Genomic DNA, 15,996 nt, shown 5'->3' with positions numbered 1-15,996 from the left:
ATCGCGACAAGGGAGAAGACGATGTTCGGTAAGGCCGCATGTGGCGTGTTGTTGGCGGCGGTGGGCGGGGCGATGCCCGCTCAGGCGGCGGCGTCCGAACCCTGGTATGTCCGTGAGGATTTCAAGCCCGTGCGCCGCATCGCGGTCCAGATCACCAACGATCTCGACCAGTTCCGCCGCGCGACGCCGGTGACGATCACCCCGGCGCAGATCCCCGAACTCGCCGGCATGCACGAGCTGACGGTGACGCTCGTCGATCCCAAGGGGCAGCCGCGGCCGGTGCCGACCAAAGAGCAGCTCGCGCAGATGGGGCCGCATGGCATCCGTCAGGAAACCAACGGCCGCCAGCTCGACTTGCAGATGGACGATCTCGACAAGGATGGCGTGTGGGACGAGCTGTTCTTTCAGCTCGACCTGAAACCGCGCGAGACACGGACCGTCTATCTCTATCTCGGCTTTCACCAGCGCGGCTGGAACCCGCATGGCGCCGCCGCCACCATCGGCAGCTATTCGCGCCACATGGTGCCTTTCTGGGAAACGGGCAATGTCGGGTGGAAGCTGTGGTTCCCGGACAGCGCCGACGTGTACGGCAAGCGCAAGAACATCCTCATCGCGCCTCAGATTCTGAGCAACAATTGGGACGGCTATGCGGTGTCTTATGTCGATCCGGCTTATGGTTCGGATATCATGTCGGTGGACGACAGCTTCGGTGGCGGCGGGATCGGGTTGTTCGAGACGCCCGGCAGCGACATCGTGTCACGCCCGCGCTTCTCGCCCACCGCCGATGCCGCGGAGCGCTGGAACACCAACCAGCTTACCGACACGCGCTATGCCTTCGAGGTGATCGTCAACGGGCCATTGCGCTCGATGGTGCGGATCAAGACGATGAACTGGAACACCGGCAAGGGGCGCTATGCGCTCGAGCAAGTGTACACCGCCTATGCCCACCACAATTACGCGACGGCGAAGGTCAAGTTCGACCAGTGGCAGCCAGTGGGGAAGGGGGTCGAGTTCGCGGCCGGCATCCGTAAGAAGGAGGGCGAGACGCTGGGGCTGCGGTCGCGCGGCGTGGTGGTGACGACGGCGCCCGAGGCGATCCGCAATCCGGACGACACGGATTCGACCCAGAACGCGCTGCGCGTCGCCTATGCCGGATCCGCGCTGGTGGTGAAGGACAGCTATGGCGCCCGCCACGTCTCGGTGCCGCAGCAGCAGGGGAACGAGCTGTTCCGCTTCCCGGTGCGCGCCGACGGGCGCTATGAATATATGATCGCCGCCGGGTGGAGCGAGGGCGAAGTGCTGAAGACCGCTGCCGAGTTCCGCGACTATGTGGTGGGCGTGGCGAAGGAGTATAATTCGCCAGCGCGCCTCAAGGGCTATGTCGTCGAGACGCGGCAGTAGGGCGGTTCTTAAAGTCGTCTCCCTGCCCGGTGCCGGGAGGACGGGCGCCCACGGCGCCCCTAGGTCCCCGGCTGGATATATGGCACGCGGGCGAACAGCTCGCGCTGCCATTTGCGCGGATCGTCGACCGCGCGGCTGCGCGCATCGACCAGCAGCGTCTGGCGCTGCGGCAGCGTGTGCCGGGGCCAGGCGGGAACGCCGGCGCCGTTCGGATCGCCTTTGGCGGCGAGGTTGATGAACGCGCGCATCAGCGTCGCCGACGCTGCTTGCGCGGCGGGACCGGTGCCTGAAACGCTGCCCTCCGCGCCAAGCGTGCCGAACACCAGCGGGATGTCGTGCGTGTGCGCCGCGCCGCGCTCGGGCCGCAGCGGCGAAGTGAAGTCGAGCTGATAGACCCACGCCGGGACGTCAGCCTGCGCGCGCGCCTCCGCCTCGATCACCTGCCCGCGCCAGCTGCGCCCGGCGGTGGTGGCCGCATAGAAGATTTCGGTGGGCGACCAGCTGGGATATTGTGCGCGATACTGCGCGACGACCCATTCGGGATGAGCGTCGATGCGCAGTCGCGGCTCGATCCGCGCGGCAAGGTTCGACCAGTCGAGCGTGCGGACAAGCTCGCTTTGCGGATCGTCGAAGGCGCGCGTCTCGTCGCGCGTGTTCCCCAGGATCAGCGGGATCGCGTTGCCGAGCGGATTGGGGTCCGGCCAGAAGGGGTGGCGAGTCAGCCACTTCATGTCGAGCACCGGCCCCATATAGACGCCGCCGCCCAGGATCGGATCCTCGGCCTTCAGGCCGTCGATGATGCGCTCTACGGGCATGTCGACCAGATCGCCGGGTCTGGCCTTCAGCCGGTCTAGCAGCGCCTGCGCGCGACGGGTGGCGTTAAGCGGCCCGCTCGCGGTGACCTGCTGGCCGGACATGGTAGCAGCGCGGTGGAACAGGCCCTTGGCAGCGGGCATGCCCATCAGCGTCGCGACCTTCGCCCCGCCCCCCGATTGGCCGAACACCATTACGCGGCGCGGATCGCCGCCAAAGCCCGCGATATTGTCGCGCACCCATTGCAGCGCGAGGATCAGGTCGAGCTGACCGACATTACCACTGTCGGGGAAACGCGGGTCCAGCCGCGCCAGATAGAGATAGCCGAGTGCGTTCAGCCGGTGGTTGACCGTGACGACGACGACATCGCCCTTGTCCGCCAGCGTTTGCCCAAACACCTGCGGTTCGATCACCGTGCCGTTGGAATAGGCCCCGCCATGAAAGTAGACCATGACCGGCCGCCGCGCCGCAGGGTTGGTATCGGGCGTCCATACATTGAGGAACAGGCAGTCCTCGCGCTGGTCGGCGATGCGGCTCGACTGCGGGCAGCTTGGACCCAGGCGCGTGGCGGACAGGGTTTCGCGCACCGGTGCTGGCGCCGTTGCCGGGCGAAAGCGGTTGCGGCTCGGGTCATTGCCATAGCGGATGCCCAGGAACGCCGCGGTCGCGCCATCGCGCTTGCCCCGCCAGCGTCCTGTCTTTCCAGTGGCGACCGGGTCCGCCTGGGCTAAAGCCGGACCGGGAAATGCCGCCAGCGCCGCGCCTGCGCCCAGCACCGTTCGCCGTCCGACCATCGCCACTCTCCCGATCTGTTATCTACGTACGTCGAGGCCACCTTCGAGGAAGGCGTCGATATCGCCCTGCCGGAAGAGCGATGCATCGCCCGGCAGTGAATGTTTGAGGCAGGTGAGCGCCAGGCCGGAGGCAACGGTGCCCTCCAGGTCCTGGCCCGACAGCACGCCGTGCAGGATGCCGGCGGCATAGGCGTCGCCGCCACCGATCCGATCGATGATTCCGGCGACCACCACTTCCCCGGTCTGATAACCGCGCTCGAGCGTATCGACGCGCGCGGCGATGCGATGGCGGTCGGCATCGTCGACATGGCGCGCGGTCGAGGCGATGCGCTGAAGGTTGGGGAAGGCGTCGAACGCAGCCTCGGCGGCCTCGCGGCGGCGGTCGGCGCCGTCGCCCGAGAAGCGCTTGCCGAGCAGCAGCGATACGTCGCGATGATTGCCGAACAGCGTGTCGGAAAGGCTGACCAGTTCGGTGAGGATCGCGCGCGGATCGCTGTCCCACGCTTCCCACAGGCGCGCCCGGTAATTGCCGTCGAAGCTGACCGCGACACCCAATTCCTTGGCGGCGCGTGCGGCCCGCAACGCGGCTTGCGCAGTCGCCGGGCCAAGTGCGGGCGTGATGCCGGAAAGGTGCAGCATCGCCGCGCCGTCCAGCAAGGCTTGCCAGTCGAATGCATCCGCCGGCGCCCTGGCGAAGGCAGAGTCCGCCCGGTCATAGACGATGTCCGACGCGCGCAAGCCCGCGCCCTGCGTCAGGAAGTACATGCCCATGCGGCCGTCGCGATACTGCACGCCGCTGGTGTCGACGCCCTGGCCGCGCACGAACTGCACGGTCGCGCGGCCGAGCGCATTGTCCGGCACCGCGCTGATCATCGAGACGGGGTGGCCAAGATTGGCAAGGCCGATCCCGACATTGGCCTCCGCGCCGCCATAGACGACATCGAGCCGTGGCGTCTGGAGCAACAGTTCGCGACCCGGTGCGGTCAGCCGCAGCAGCAATTCCCCGAAACAGACGATGCGGCCAGCCATGTTCACTCCCTGTGCTGTGCCGGCGTCAGCGCGCCAGCCAGCCGCCGTCTACCGCCAGGATATGGCCTTGCACATAGTCCGATGCGCGCGATGCCAGGAACACCGCCGCGCCGCCCAGGTCCGACGGCTCGCCCCAGCGCGCAGCCGGGATGCGCTCGAGGATCTGGCGGTTGCGCGTCTCGTCCTTCTGCAGCGCGTCGGTGTTGTTCGTGGCGATATAGCCGGGCGCGATCGCGTTGACCGTGATGCCCTTGCTTGCCCACTCATTGGCGAGCAATTTGGTCAGGCCACCGACGCCGCTCTTCGAGGCGGTATAGCTCGGCACGCGAATGCCGCCCTGGAAGGTCAGCATCGACGCGATGTTGATGATCTTGCCCCCGCCATTGGCGATCATGTGGCGCGCCGCGGCCTGGCACAGGAAAAACACGGACTTGAGGTTGGTGTCCATCACCGCGTCCCAGTCTTCCTCGGTGAAGTCGACGGCGTCGTTGCGGCGGATGATGCCGGCATTGTTGACCAGGATGTCCAGCCCGCCCAGCTTCTCCAGCGTCTCGTCCACCACGCGCTGCACCGGCTCGATGCTGGACAGGTCGGCGCTGACGATCTCCGCCTTGCGGCCAAGCGCGCGAACCTTTTCCACCGTCTCGGTCGCGGCCGAGCGACCGACGGCGGCGATGTCCGCACCAGCCTGCGCCAATGCGAGCGCGATGCCCTGGCCGATGCCGGTGTTCGCGCCGGTGACGACGGCCACCTTGCCAGTGAGATCGAATGGGTTGGTCATGGCGCTCTCCTGCCGCACGTGGCGGGGCGGCTCAGGCAAGCCACCCCGCCATCGGACGGTTCATGCAATGGATAATCGGTCGACTTACGCCAGCGCGGGCTCGGCCTGCGTGGCACCCTGCGACAGGCTCTTGAGATAGTCGCTGATCGCCTGATCCTGCGAGTTGGCATAGAACAGCTCGGCGAACTTCTCGCCCGCGATCGCCTTGCGCAGCAGGTCCTGGTCGACATTCTTGAGCACGGTCAGCATGTCATGGCAGCTCGCGGCCTTGAGGTCCTTGAGGATGCCGCGGTTGGTGCGCATGATCTCGGCGCGCTCCTTGGGATAGCCCAGGCCCCGCTCGCCTTCGAACAGCTTGCGATAGACGTCCTGCAGGTTGAGTTCGGCCGCCCAGCCAAACCCCTTGGCATAGGGCATCGAGATGGCGTTGCCGTCGTTGATCTGGCCGAACAGAAACGCATCGGTCGGGTCGATGACCAGGCCGCAGAACACGCCCGGCATCGCATTGCACGCCAGCATCGAACCCATGCCGGTGCCACAGCCGGTGACGACGAAATCGGCCGCCTTGCTGTTCAGCAGGATGCCGGCAAGCAGGCCGTTCATGACATAGGTGAGCGAGGCCGAATCCTCGGCCGTGTACATGCCATAGTTGAACACTTGATGGCCCAGCGGCTCGGCGACGGCGGTCAGCGCCTCGTGGATGACGCCGTTCTTGGCGGCTTGGCTGTTCTCGGTGATCAGCGCGATCTTCATGGCGTGTTCCTCATTTAGCGATCGACCGCGACGCGGCCTCTGCGGTGCCGATTGGCATGTTGCCCGGCGGAATTTCGTGATCCGCGCTGGTAACCGGTGTCAGGCAAAAATGCAAGGCTGGCGGCGCGCGTCGGCCGTACTCATTCCAGCGGGGCGGCGACCGAAGCGCGCCGAATCAGCGTCGAGACGAACAGCGATTCGCCGCTATCCTCGTCATCCTCGCCGATCAGCTTCAGCGCGGCGGCGCGCGCCATCGTCGCGATCGGCCAGCGCACCGTGGTAAGCGGGGGCCACAGGTGCGAGGCGATCGAGGTATCGTCGAACCCGACGATCGACAGATCGCGCGGCACATCCAGCCCCCGCTGCCGTGCGGTGTGCAGCACGCCCGCGGCCATCGCATCGTTCGAACAGAAGACGGCGGTCGGGCGCGGCGACAGGTCGAGCAGCCGCTCGGCAGCGCGCATCCCGGATTCGAACGTGTAATCGCCCTGCGCCACCAGCGTCCGTTGAAGCGTGATGTCGGCGCGGTCCAGTGCGTCCTCATAGCCGCGCCGCCGCTCCAGCGCCGATCGGAACCCATGCGGCCCCAAAACCAGTCCGATGCGGCGATGCCCGGCCTCGATCAGGTGACCGACTGCGCTGCACACGACTTCGCGATCGTTCGAGGCAACCATGTGCAGCGGCTCGTCGAACTGTGCCGAGCCCATGCGGACATAACGCACGCCATTGTCGCGGCACAGCGCGGCGAGCGAATCATTGTCGGAGATCGGCGGCAGCAGCATGACGCCGAATGGCCGCTGCCGCTCGACGAAGCGCTTGATGTCGTCGAGCATCGTCGGCGCGCCGCGATCAACGGGGTGCACGATCAGTTCGAACTCGGTATCGCGCAGCACTTCGAGCAGGCCCTGCTGCACGTTGAGCACCATGTGCGGGTTCGGGTTGTCGTGGATCAGCCCGATCAGGAAATTACGCCGCAGTGCCAGCGCGCGCGCCTGCGGATTGGGCACATAGCCGATTTCGGCGATCACCTTTTCGACCCGGTCGCGGGTTTCGTCGTTGAGCAATGGCGAGCGATTGATCACGCGGCTGACCGTCTTCTTCGAAACGCCCGCTAACCGCGCCACGTCGTTGATGGTCGCTTGCCCTGTCTTCTTCATCGCACCGGCATAGCGCGCCCGATCCCCGCCGCCAATGGATCAGTACCTTGTCACTGACACCGGTTTCCATTAGTCCGATCGCGAAAGCTTATAAGCGAGGGGTGGATGAAGGACTTTGACGCGATCGCAGCGGCGTTCGTCACGGCGCGGCGCAATGCCAGCGGGCTGGCGGATTATCCGGGTACCAAGCCCGCTTCGCTGACCGACGCTTATGACATTCAGGATCGCGCGCTCGCTCTCGCCGGTGGCGAGGTCGTGGGCTGGAAAGTCGGCAAGATCAACGCCCCGCTGGACGGCGAACTGGGCGCGAACCGCCTGGCCGGTCCGATTTTCGCCGACAGCGTCCGCGACGGCGTGGACCAGGCCCCGGCCATGCCCGTCTTCGCCGACGGTTTTGCCGCTGCGGAAGCCGAATTCCTGTTGCGGATCGGCCGCGCGCCCGATCCCGCCAAGACCAGCTATACGATGGAAGAAGCGGCAGACCTGCTCGATGCGGTGCATGTCGGGATCGAGATCGCCAGTTCGCCATTCCCCGGGATCAATTCGGCCGGCCCGCTCGTCACCATCTCCGACTTCGGCAACAATTACGGCCTGGTCGTCGGCGCAGCGATCGAGAACTGGCGCGACCTGTCCTTCATCGACTGGCCGGTGACGCTGGACATCGACGGCGAGCGCATCGGCGCGGCGACATCGCGCACCATGCTGGATGGTCCGATCGGCGCGGCGCGTTTCCTGTTCGAGGCTTTGGCCAAGCGTGGCATCGCGTTGCGGCCTGGCCAATTTATTTCATCCGGGGCAGTAACCGGTGTACACGAGGTGGTCGTCGGCGCGTCCGTGACCGCGACGTTCAACGGAATTGAGGTGAGCTGCTCGATCGAGGCAGCCGGGCCGGCACAAGGAGACTAAGGGATGAATGTCAGCCAGGGCGAGGGGATCCGCACGGCGGCCGCCGCCAATGCGGGACGCTATCGATGGGGCATCGTCGCGCTGCTGTTCGCGGCGACGGTAATCAACTATATCGATCGGCAGATGATCGGCGTGCTCAAGCCCACGCTGATGGAAGACCTCAACTGGACCGAGCGCGACTTCGCCAGCGTCATCATTTGGTTCCAGATCGCCTATGCCATCGGCTATATCGGCTTTGGCAAGTTCGTCGACATGGTCGGCGCGCGGGTCGGCTATGCCGTTGCCTTCGTCATCTGGCAGGTGGCGCACATCGCGCATGGCGGCGCTTACTCGATGACTCAGTTCGCCATGGCGCGCTTTGGCCTGGGCATCGGCGAGTCCGGCAACTTCCCGGCGGGCATCAAGGCGGTGACCGAATGGTTCCCGGCCAAGGAGCGCGCGTTTGCGATCGGCGTGTTCAATGCGGGCGCCAATATCGGCGCGGTGATTACCCCGCTGGTCGTGCCGCTGATGGTCGTCGCCTGGGGCTGGCGCATGGCGTTCGTCATCACGGGCGTGCTCAGCTTCGTCTGGCTGATCGCCTGGTGGACGATGTACAAGAGCCCGCGTCAGCATCCCAAGGTGAGCGAGGGCGAGCTGGCCTGGATCGAACAGGACCCGGCCGATCCGGTGACGCCGATCGGCTATGGCACCGTGCTCAGCCGCAAGGAGACCTGGGCCTATGCGCTGGGCAAGTTCTTCATCGACCCGATCTGGTGGTTCTTCCTGTTCTGGCTGCCTGGCTATCTGTTCAAGCAGTACGACCTCAATCTGCTGACCTTCGGCATTCCGCTCGCCGCGATCTATCTGATCTCGGATGTCGGAAGCGTGTTCGGCGGATGGATGTCGTCGCGGCTGATGAAGGCGGGCAAGTCGGCCAACTACGCACGCAAGCTTACCATGTTCGTCTGTGCCTGCCTGGTGCTGCCGGTGGTGTTCGCCGAATCCATCACAAGCGTGTGGCTGGCGGTGCTGGTCATCGGCGTGGCGACGGCGGGTCACCAGGCCTTCTCGGCCAACCTCTACGCGCTGCCCTCGGACCTGTTCCCGCGCGGCGCTGTCGGATCGGTGGTCGGTATCGGTGGGACGGTCGGCGCGGTCGGCGGCATCCTGATGGCCTTCTACGCCGGCGAGATCCTGGATCGGCTGGGCGTGTACTGGCCGCTGTTCTGGGTGGCGGGCAGCGCCTATTTCCTCGCGCTGCTGGTCGTTCACCTGCTTTCGCCAAGGCTGGATCGGGTCCAGGTCGAGGCGTAAGTTGAAGGCGACGGTTTGATATTATCTGTCGCTCGTTTCGTAGAAGGCGCAAGGAAGGGATGCTTTCCTTGCGCCTTTTGCATGTCTGAGGCATTCACTGTCCTATGACGGCAACACTCAAGCTGGACTCGTTCCTCCCCTATCGCCTGTCGGTGGCGTCGAACCGCGTGTCGAGCACGATCGCCAATGCCTATCATGCGCAATTCGGGCTGCGCATTCCCGAATGGCGGCTGGTCTGCGTGCTCGCCGAGTTCGGCGCGATGAGCCAGCAGGCGATGTGCGGCCGGACTCAGATGGACAAGGTGACGGTCAGCCGCGCCGCCATCTCGCTCTACGAACGCGGGCTGGTGACGCGAACGCCCAATCCCGACGACCAGCGATCGCACCTGCTCGATCTCAGCGGCGATGGCTGGGCGCTATATCGGCAGATCGCGCCACAGGCGTTGGACTTCGAGCGTCGCATCTTCGCCAGCCTGTCGGACGAGGAGCAGGCATCGCTGCGCAAGATGCTGGAGCGGGTGGAAAGCGCCGCCGCCGGCCTCTCGCCGGGTCGCTGATCGGGCCGCGGCGACCCCGCCCGTGCCGACAACATCTTATACACGAAGCGAAAAATCGTTTCGACAGCGAATGAACCTTCTTCGCAGTTGCTCGTTGGCGACGGACGAGCGGGTGCGGCTTCGCGCAGCCCGTCGGGAGGGCAGGGCGATTCTCGGGGTGCGGTTTTTGATGGTGCTGCTGGCGAGCAGTGCGTTCACGCCGGTGAGTGCGCTGGCGCAGATCAATGCGACGCCCAAGCCTGGGCAAGGCGCGCCCGCCGATGATCCCAAGCCCCAGCCCCCCGCGGCCACCGCCTCGGAAAAGCCGATCGTGCCGGACGCCGAGTTCGACGCAGCGCTGCCGCAACTGAGCGACGACATGAACGCGCCGCTCGAACAGATCACACCGGCCGACCCGGCGAGCGCGCCGCAGCCGGTCGAGCCGATCGAGGATGCCGAGGATCTCGACGCCGCCGGCAAGGAGGCGGAGATCGCATCGCCGCTCGCGCCGATCGATCAGTTCGACACCACGCCCGTGGCCGAGACGGCGCCCGTCAACGACGAGAAGGCTGTCGAAATCCGTTACGCCACCCGCATCGTCGGGTTGGACGAACTGGGGCTGGACGATCAGTTCGACGATCTCTCCGCGCTGGAGGATGGCGACGGCCGCGCCGCCAATGCCGCGATCATCACTGCGCGCGCGCGGGAGGATGAAAAGCTGGCCGTGCGGCTGATGCGCTCGATCGGCTATTACGATGCCAGCGCGGTCTCGACGATCGAGCAGACCCCGGGCGCCGCGCGCAGCGTGACGGCGGTTATCACGGCGACGCCGGGGCCGCTCTATCGTCTCGGCTCGATCAAGCTGGATGCCGGCCCGACCGTACCGCCCACGCTGATCGCCGACAATTTCAGGCTGAAGGTCGGCGAGGCGATCGATGCCGTGCGCGTCCAGGCGGCAGAAGCGAATGTCAGCCTGATCCTGCCGCAAAATGGCTATCCGTTTGCGCAGGTGGGGCAGCGTGACATCCTGCTAGACGACGAAACGCACACTGGCGACTATACGCTGCCGATCACGACGGGGATGCGATCCAGCTTCGGCGGCATTCGCACCGAAGGCGATCCGGTGTTCGATACCGGGCATATCGGCATCCTCACCCGCTTCAAGCGCGACCAAATCTATGACAGCCGCAAGGTCGACGACCTGCGCGACGCGCTGATCGCGACCAGCCTGTTCTCGACCGTGTCGGTCGAACCGGTGAAGACCGGGCAGGCGGGTCCGGATGGTACCGAATATGTCGACTTGCTCGTGCGGCAGACGCGCGGGCCGGCGCGGACGCTGGCGGCGGAGGCGGGTTACAGCACGGGCCAGGGCTTCCGCGCCGAAGTAAGCTGGACTCACCGCAACCTGTTCCCGCCCGAAGGCGCGCTGATCCTGAGCGCGATCGGCGGCACGCAGGAACAGGGCGCGTCGGCGACCTTCCGCCGATCGAACGCGGGCAAGCGCGACCGCACCTTCCAGGTATTCGCCTCCGCGCTGCGGTCGGACGTGGAGGCGTTCACCAGCCTGACCGGCACGCTCGGCGCACGCTATTCCTATGATTCAACGCCGATCTGGCAAAAGCCGTTTACCTGGTCGGTGGGGGTCGAGCTGGTCGGCACGCGGGAGGATCGCTACGACTTTGCCCGCGGCGCGCGTGAGCGCGGCAATTATTTCATCGGCGCGCTGCCGCTGTTCGCCGGGTGGGACAAGTCCGACGATCTGCTCAACCCCACGCGCGGTTTCCGCCTGAAACTCAATCTCAGCCCGGAAACCTCGGTGCGCGGCGCCGCGCGGCCCTATGTCCGCGCGATGGCCGAAGGCACCGCCTATTATCCGGTGGGCGACAGCATCGTCGTCGCCGGCCGCGCTCGCTTCGGCACGATCCAAGGTATCGAGCGCGACCTGCTCGCCCCGTCACGCCGCTATTATGCCGGCGGCGGCGGGTCGGTGCGCGGCTTCGGCTTCCAGGAACTGGGACCCCGCTCGCCCGACGGCAAGCCGATCGGCGGCCGCAGCTTCAACGAATTCGCGATCGAGGGGCGCTATCGCTTCGGCAATTTCGGGATCGTGCCGTTCATCGATGCGGGACAAGTCTATGAGAGCAATATTCCGCAATTGACCAACATCCGCTTCGGTGCAGGCATTGGCGGGCGGCTCTACACGAACTTCGGCCCGCTGCGACTTGACGTGGCGACACCCATCGCGCGCAAGCCGGGCGAGAGCAAGGTCGCGCTCTACATCTCGATCGGGCAGGCCTTCTGATGGCCGAGGATATTCAGCCCGACACCGCGCCGGCGCCGGCCGACGATGACGTCGTGATCGTTCGCCGTCCCTTGTGGCAGCGCGTCGCCAAATGGGTCCTGATCGCGCTCGCCGGGCTTGCCGCATTGCTGCTGCTCGCCATTGCTGGCCTCAACACCAGCCCCGGCAAGCGCTTCGTCGTGGATCAGCTCGGCAAGTTCAGCACCGCAACCGGCCTCAACATCAAGGTCGGCCGCATCGAAGGGTCGATCTATGGCGCGATGGTGCTGCGCGACGTGCGCATCAGCGACCCCAAGGGCGTCTTCGCAACGTCGCCCCAGATCGCAGTGGACTGGCGGCCCTTCGCCTTCTTGAGCAACCATGTCGATGTACGGTCGGCGACCAGCCCGCTGGTGACCGTGCGTCGCCTGCCGGAATTCACGCCGGGCGACCCCGATGCGCCGCTGCTGCCCGATCTCGATATCGATATCGGCCGGCTGAGCATCGACCGGCTGGTGCTCGAGCCGCCGGTGGCGGGTGAGCGGTATGGCGCGACATTGGCGGGCGAGGCGGACATTGCCGATCGCCGCGCGCGCGTGATCCTCAACGGGCGCACGCTCGGCGCCAATGGCGGCGACCGGCTGGCGCTGGTGCTCGATGCTGTGCCCGAAGCCAACAAGCTCGACCTGCGCGCCGACCTGAACGCGCCGGCGGGCGGCTTGGTCGCCGGGATGGCAGGGCTCGAACAGCCGCTCGTGGCGCGTGTCTCGGGCCGTGGCAGCTGGGATAACTGGCGTGGTCGAGCGATCGGCACGCTGGGCGGCGCACCGCTCGCCGATCTCGGCATCACGGCGCGCAAGGGCACGTTCGCGCTGCGCGGGACCACTCAGCCCGGGCTGATCCTGAAGGGGCCGGTCGAACGGCTGGCAACGCCCAACATGCAGGTCGCGCTGGACGCGACGCTCGATCAGCGCCGCGCCGATACGCGGCTGCGGCTGCGCTCAAATGCGCTTGCGCTGACCACGACCGGGGTGCTCGACCTCGGCAAATCGGCGTTCGACCAGTTCCGGGTCGAAGCGATGCTGCTCACCCCCGGCGCGATCGCGCCCAATCTCAACGGACGGTCCGTGATCGGCGCGGTCGCGCTGAACGGTCCGTGGGCGACGCCAACGGTGGATTATAAGGTTCAGGCGGCATCGCTCGGCTTTGGCGAGACGCGGCTCGAGCGCGTCTACGCCGAGGGGCTGGCGACGGTGAATGCCGATCGCATCCTGGTACCCATCCGTGCGCGCGCCGCACGGGTCAGCGGCCTCAACGCCGCCGCCGGCGGCCTGCTCACCAATGTAACGCTGAGCGGCGATCTCGCCATTACCGGGCCGCAGATCCTGTCGGAGAACCTGCGCATCCGGTCCGACCGGATCGACGCCACCGCGATCATCGCCGCCAATGTCAGCACCGGCCGCTACACTGGCGCGCTCAAGGGGCGGGTCAACGACTATACGATCGACGGCATCGGCATCGTCAACCTCACGACCGATGCCGACCTCTACGCCGCGCCCGGCGGCGGTTGGGGGATAAAGGGCCGTATCGTCGGGCGCAGCTCGCGATTGTTCAACAGCGGCGTACGCGACTTCCTGGGTGGCAATGCGATCATGCGCGTCAGCGTTGCGCTCGACCCCAGCGGCATCATCAATTTCAGCGACCTGAAACTCGCCGCGCCGCGGTTCAAGGTGCTGCGTGGATCGGGCCGCTATGATCCGGCCGGCGCGCTGCTGCTGAACGCCGACGCCTATTCCAACGATTACGGTCCGCTGTTCGCGCGGGTGAGCGGCAGCCTGACTGCGCCGGTCGTCAACTTACGCGCGCCGCGTCCTGGACTTGGCGTCGGGCTCGCCGACCTCAATGCGCGCATCATCGGGCGCGGCGACGCCTATGCCGTCACCGCGACCGGTGGGACCAGCTATGGCCCGTTCAGCGCCGACGTGCTGGTCCGCACCGGGCGGCAGCTTGCGATCGATATCAACAAGGCGCGCTTCGCCGGAACCGACATCACCGGCCGCGTCGTGCAGACCGCCGCCGGCCCGTTCGCGGGCGAGCTGCGGTTCGCCGGCTCCGGCCTCGCCGGCAATGTCGCGCTGTCCGCCGCCGGCCGCTATCAGCAGGCAGTCGTCCGCGCGACCGCCAACAATGCGCAGATACCCGGGGACATGGAGCTGACCATCGGGCGCGCGGTGATCGACGCGACCGCGATCCTCTATGACGATGCGCCCGCGATCACCGGTCAGGCACAGATCGCCAACCTGCGCAGCGGCGACTTCGTGCTCGCCCGTGCCCGTGCCAAGGTCGATTATCGCGGTGGACGCGGCAGTGCGCAGGCCTTTGCCGAGGGCTCTTCGGGCGTGCCGTTCCGCGTCGCGGCCAATGCGCGGTTCGCGCCCGATCAATGGCTGCTCGCACTGGCCGGCCGTTCGAACGGGATCGACTTCAAGACGGCGCAGCCCGCGCGCATCCAGATCGCGAAGGACAGCTATCGCCTGCAGCCGACGCGCATCGATTTCAGCCAGGGCAGCATGCGTCTTGCCGGCAGCTGGGGTGATGGCCTCGTCATGCAGGCGCGGCTCGACAAGCTCGACCTTTCCGTCGCCAACGCGCTCTCGCCCGGTATCGGGTTGGGCGGGACCGCGACCGGCGCGCTCGATTTCCGTCAGCCGAGTGGGCAGAGCTTCCCGCGCGCCATCGCACGGCTGAACATCGCCGGCTTCACTCGCTCCAGCCTGGCCGGCGTCTCGACGCCGGTGGACGTGGCCTTTGTCGGCCGGCTGCTGCCCGATGGAGGCGACGCGCGCGCCCTGATCAAGCGCGGGCCGACGACGATCGGCCGGATGGTCGCCACGCTCCAGCCGTTGGGCCCGGGCGCAGGCAGCTGGACGACGCGGCTGCTGGCCGCGCCGCTCGCCGGCGGCATCCGCTACAACGGCCCGTCGGCGGTGCTGTTCTCGCTCGTCGGGTTTGCCGACCAGACCGTCACCGGGCCGGTCGCGATCGCCGCCGACTTCTCGGGCCAGGTCCGCTCGCCGCGGGTCGCCGGGATCGTGCGCGGCACCAACCTGGTCTATGAGAACGAGACCTGGGGCACGCGCCTGTCGCAGATGAAGGTCGAAGGGCGCTTCGACATGGACAGCCTTGAGATCAGTGAGATGGAGGCCGTCGCCGGCAATGGCCGCGTCACCGCCGCCGGTACGATCGGCCTGTCGGCAGACCAGGGCTTCCCGATCGACCTCACCGCGCGCTTCCGCAACGCGCGCCTTGCCCGCAGCGAAGCGCTCGGCGCGACCGCGACCGGGCAGCTGCGCATCACCAACGGCCCGGACGGCGGCGCAATCCAGGGGCGGATCATCATCCCCGACGCGCGGTATCAGATCATCCGTCAGGGCGCGGCCGAAGTGCCCGAGCTGACCGGCGTCTATCGCAAGAGCGAGCTGACGTCGGACGGCAAGCGCCCGACGCGCAAGCCGGCCGGCGGGGTGTGGAAGCTCGACATCAGCGTCGTCGCCGACAACCGCCTGTTCGTTTCCGGCATGGGTCTCGAATCCGAATGGGAAGCGCGGATGCAGGTCAGCGGCACGTCCGCAGCACCCGTCGTGACGGGTGAGGCGCGCGTGGTGCGCGGCACCTACAGCTTCGCTAGCCGCCGGTTCGAACTCACGCGTGGCATCGTGCAGTTCGAGGGCGGGGCGCTGTCCGATCCTTCGATCGACATCGCCGCCAGCACGACGGCCGAGGGCGTAACCGCCATCATCAACATCACCGGCACCGGGCAGCAGCCGCGCATCGCCTTTACTTCGACGCCGACATTGCCGCAGGACGAGGTCCTGTCGCGCCTGCTCTTCGGCAGCTCGGTCACCAACCTGTCCGCGACCGAGGCGATCCAGCTGGCTTCGGCCCTCAATGGCCTGCGCGCCACGGGCGGTGGCTTGAACCCGCTCGGCCAGATCCGCTCCGCTACCGGGATCGACCGGCTGCGCATCCTGGGCGAGGACGAGGCAAGCGGGCGCGGCATGGCACTGTCGGCGGGCAAGTATCTGACCGACGACATCTATGTCGAGATCATCACCGATGCGCGCGGCTTCACCGCGGTGCAGCTCGAGATCGCGCTGACCCGGGCGTTGAGCCTGCTGTCGCAAACCGGATCGTTCGGCGGATCGAGCGCCGGCATCAAATATTCGAAGGACTATTGATCGCCCCGACG

The 15,996-nt window shown here is 66.8% G+C and carries 11 protein-coding genes; 6 read left to right on the top strand and 5 right to left on the bottom strand.

Annotated features, from left to right (window positions below; genetic code table 11):
* Window positions 1–21 precede the first annotated feature (21 nt).
* Window positions 22–1,401, top strand: coding sequence for a DUF4861 family protein (locus BFL28_RS13580; RefSeq protein WP_069321067.1), 1,380 nt, complete (start codon window positions 22–24; stop codon window positions 1,399–1,401).
* A 59-nt stretch (window positions 1,402–1,460) separates the two neighbouring features.
* Here BFL28_RS13580 and BFL28_RS13575 read toward each other — a convergent pair whose 3' ends face one another.
* From BFL28_RS13575 to BFL28_RS13555, 5 genes are all read right to left on the bottom strand, one after another.
* Window positions 1,461–3,008 (bottom strand): carboxylesterase/lipase family protein, encoded by a 1,548-nt coding sequence (locus tag BFL28_RS13575; RefSeq protein ID WP_069321066.1) that lies wholly within the window; start codon window positions 3,006–3,008, stop codon window positions 1,461–1,463.
* 18 nt (window positions 3,009–3,026) lie between these two features.
* Window positions 3,027–4,037: a sugar kinase gene (locus tag BFL28_RS13570; RefSeq protein WP_069321065.1), complete on the bottom strand. Its 1,011-nt coding sequence runs from the start codon at window positions 4,035–4,037 to the stop codon at window positions 3,027–3,029.
* Between the two features lie 25 nt (window positions 4,038–4,062).
* On the bottom strand, window positions 4,063–4,818 hold the full coding sequence (kduD, locus tag BFL28_RS13565; RefSeq protein WP_069321116.1) for a 2-dehydro-3-deoxy-D-gluconate 5-dehydrogenase KduD: 756 nt from the start codon (window positions 4,816–4,818) through the stop codon (window positions 4,063–4,065).
* An 84-nt stretch (window positions 4,819–4,902) separates the two neighbouring features.
* The gene (locus BFL28_RS13560; RefSeq protein WP_069321064.1) at window positions 4,903–5,571 is read right to left on the bottom strand and encodes an RpiB/LacA/LacB family sugar-phosphate isomerase; all 669 of its coding nucleotides are present in this window, start codon (window positions 5,569–5,571) and stop codon (window positions 4,903–4,905) included.
* A gap of 140 nt (window positions 5,572–5,711) precedes the next feature.
* A complete protein-coding gene (locus tag BFL28_RS13555) occupies window positions 5,712–6,728 on the bottom strand; it encodes a LacI family DNA-binding transcriptional regulator (RefSeq protein ID WP_069321063.1) in 1,017 nt (338 codons plus the stop codon).
* A 105-nt stretch (window positions 6,729–6,833) separates the two neighbouring features.
* Between BFL28_RS13555 and BFL28_RS13550 the strand changes: the two genes are divergently transcribed.
* From BFL28_RS13550 to BFL28_RS13530, 5 genes are all read left to right on the top strand, one after another.
* Complete coding sequence (locus BFL28_RS13550; protein ID WP_069321062.1) at window positions 6,834–7,634, top strand: 2-keto-4-pentenoate hydratase; 801 nt, start codon at window positions 6,834–6,836, stop codon at window positions 7,632–7,634.
* Window positions 7,635–7,637: 3 nt separating this feature from the next.
* Window positions 7,638–8,930, top strand: coding sequence for an MFS transporter (locus BFL28_RS13545; RefSeq protein WP_069321061.1), 1,293 nt, complete (start codon window positions 7,638–7,640; stop codon window positions 8,928–8,930).
* Between the two features lie 104 nt (window positions 8,931–9,034).
* Window positions 9,035–9,487 carry a MarR family winged helix-turn-helix transcriptional regulator gene (locus BFL28_RS13540; protein ID WP_069321060.1) on the top strand — a complete coding sequence of 151 codons (453 nt, stop codon included), beginning with the start codon at window positions 9,035–9,037 and terminating at the stop codon, window positions 9,485–9,487.
* 169 nt (window positions 9,488–9,656) lie between these two features.
* Window positions 9,657–11,768 carry an autotransporter assembly complex protein TamA gene (locus BFL28_RS13535; protein WP_069321059.1) on the top strand — a complete coding sequence of 704 codons (2,112 nt, stop codon included), beginning with the start codon at window positions 9,657–9,659 and terminating at the stop codon, window positions 11,766–11,768.
* Window positions 11,768–15,985: a translocation/assembly module TamB domain-containing protein gene (locus tag BFL28_RS13530; protein ID WP_069321058.1), complete on the top strand. Its 4,218-nt coding sequence runs from the start codon at window positions 11,768–11,770 to the stop codon at window positions 15,983–15,985. Before BFL28_RS13535 ends, BFL28_RS13530 begins: the two co-directional genes overlap by 1 nt.
* Window positions 15,986–15,996: the final 11 nt, after the last annotated feature.

Source organism: Sphingomonas turrisvirgatae, from assembly GCF_001721295.1.
GTDB lineage: Bacteria > Pseudomonadota > Alphaproteobacteria > Sphingomonadales > Sphingomonadaceae > Sphingomonas > Sphingomonas turrisvirgatae.
This window is presented reverse-complemented; position numbering and strand designations above follow the sequence as displayed.

What these genes read in the sequence shown, in the direction of transcription:
- BFL28_RS13540 (WP_069321060.1), top strand. Translation starts at nt 9,035, where the DNA reads ATGACGGCAACACTCAAGCTGGACTCGTTCCTCCCCTATCGCCTGTCG.
- BFL28_RS13550 (WP_069321062.1), top strand. Translation starts at nt 6,834, where the DNA reads ATGAAGGACTTTGACGCGATCGCAGCGGCGTTCGTCACGGCGCGGCGC.
- BFL28_RS13575 (WP_069321066.1), bottom strand. Translation starts at nt 3,008, where the DNA reads ATGGTCGGACGGCGAACGGTGCTGGGCGCAGGCGCGGCGCTGGCGGCA.
- BFL28_RS13580 (WP_069321067.1), top strand. Translation starts at nt 22, where the DNA reads ATGTTCGGTAAGGCCGCATGTGGCGTGTTGTTGGCGGCGGTGGGCGGG.
- kduD (WP_069321116.1), bottom strand. Translation starts at nt 4,818, where the DNA reads ATGACCAACCCATTCGATCTCACTGGCAAGGTGGCCGTCGTCACCGGC.
- BFL28_RS13530 (WP_069321058.1), top strand. Translation starts at nt 11,768, where the DNA reads ATGGCCGAGGATATTCAGCCCGACACCGCGCCGGCGCCGGCCGACGAT.
- BFL28_RS13555 (WP_069321063.1), bottom strand. Translation starts at nt 6,728, where the DNA reads ATGAAGAAGACAGGGCAAGCGACCATCAACGACGTGGCGCGGTTAGCG.
- BFL28_RS13545 (WP_069321061.1), top strand. Translation starts at nt 7,638, where the DNA reads ATGAATGTCAGCCAGGGCGAGGGGATCCGCACGGCGGCCGCCGCCAAT.
- BFL28_RS13560 (WP_069321064.1), bottom strand. Translation starts at nt 5,571, where the DNA reads ATGAAGATCGCGCTGATCACCGAGAACAGCCAAGCCGCCAAGAACGGC.
- BFL28_RS13570 (WP_069321065.1), bottom strand. Translation starts at nt 4,037, where the DNA reads ATGGCTGGCCGCATCGTCTGTTTCGGGGAATTGCTGCTGCGGCTGACC.
- BFL28_RS13535 (WP_069321059.1), top strand. Translation starts at nt 9,657, where the DNA reads ATGGTGCTGCTGGCGAGCAGTGCGTTCACGCCGGTGAGTGCGCTGGCG.